Here is a 1,207-nt window from a genome sequence, read left to right as displayed (position 1 = left end):
ATGCTTGAACAAGGTAAGTGTTAGGTTCTTCCTCGGGTAATTGAACTTCGCAATGAACTGAGGTGAGTAGCTTGTTCTCGATACGAAACTCCGCCTTGTCCCCGGTGATAGTTTTGCTTAATGAAACCTCTGGAGGAGAATCTTTTTTCGTCTTTCTTATGTTGATGGATTGAGCGTTTTTGGCCTCAGGCTTTTTATCTGTAAAAAGCCAGTTTCCATTCGCGTCCTGGTATTTGTATATCTTTGCAACAACATGTTGCGAAACGAGGATAAAGGAAAGAGCAAGAGCGCTAATTATTATTTGCACGTTCTTTGAATCTCTGCGCGTAAGTCTTTTTCGCGTTGTTTCCGTTCTTGTTCTGTTACTTTCACGAATTCACCGTGTTCATCATAAAAAACGACGGGACCTTGAATGTCGGCTAGACGCTTCGCAGCTTCTTCACAATACTTCTTTTTGGCGGCTTGAATTTCGGCATTTTGTTTTTCTAAGAGAATTTTTTGCTCTGCGGCTTGGATTTTTTCAGCACGCCATTGTTCTTTGGCATTCTTAACCATTTCAGGATTGCTGAGATCTGTTGAGATATTAAGAGGCTGGATGTCATCACTGATATTTGTAGCTGATGTTCCAGTTGGAGGTCGATCTCCAAAGTGCGTTTTACCTTCATCATCGACCCACTTATAGACTTGTCCGTGCGCGAAATTAGTCAACATGATGCTAAAAGTGCAGGCTATGAGGTATAGGTTTTTGTTGCGTCGATTTGGCATTTAAAGTCCTTTTAAAGCGTTCTTCCTTAATGAATGAAATATGCTACGTGGCGCAAAAACTTCTAACAAGTCCGATTTCATCAATTATTTGTGATGGGCTAGAAGTATCGTCATTCCTAAATTAGTGTTTACTTCAATCAAGTTACGCATTGACTCGTAAAAAAATAAAAATACGGGGGAGGAAATATGGCTCAGTTCGATATTGCGATCAATCATGGGATCTTGTTTGATGGCTCAAAATCTCATTCAAAGATAAAACATGTCGGGATCAAGGATGGTGTCGTGGCACAGTTGAGTGATCAGCCGATTACGTCAGCAGATAGTGTCATCGATGCTTCAGGAAAATGGGTGACCCCCGGATTTATCGATACACATACACACTATGATGCAGAGTTGATTGCGTCGCCGGGCTTGAAAGAATCTGTTCGCCATGGCGTCACGA

General features: G+C 41.6%; 3 protein-coding genes. 1 reads left to right on the top strand and 2 read right to left on the bottom strand.

Annotation, left to right across the window (positions count from 1 at the left end; all coding sequences use genetic code 11):
* The coding region (locus tag A3739_RS26635; RefSeq protein WP_197472612.1) for a DUF4124 domain-containing protein at positions 1–307 on the bottom strand (307 nt) is incomplete at its 3' end.
* Positions 298–765: a DUF4124 domain-containing protein gene (locus tag A3739_RS26630; protein ID WP_068476593.1), complete on the bottom strand. Its 468-nt coding sequence runs from the start codon at positions 763–765 to the stop codon at positions 298–300. The genes A3739_RS26635 and A3739_RS26630, both read right to left, overlap by 10 nt.
* A gap of 186 nt (positions 766–951) precedes the next feature.
* Between A3739_RS26630 and A3739_RS26625 the strand changes: the two genes are divergently transcribed.
* Positions 952–1,207: amidohydrolase family protein (locus A3739_RS26625; protein WP_156502878.1), on the top strand; the 256-nt coding region annotated here is incomplete at its 3' end.

Source organism: Oleiphilus sp. HI0067 (assembly GCF_001635735.1).
The sequence above is the reverse complement of the archived record's forward strand: the minus strand, read 5'-3'. Positions and strand labels throughout refer to the sequence as shown.

What these genes read in the sequence shown, in the direction of transcription:
- A3739_RS26630 (WP_068476593.1), bottom strand. Translation starts at nt 765, where the DNA reads ATGCCAAATCGACGCAACAAAAACCTATACCTCATAGCCTGCACTTTT.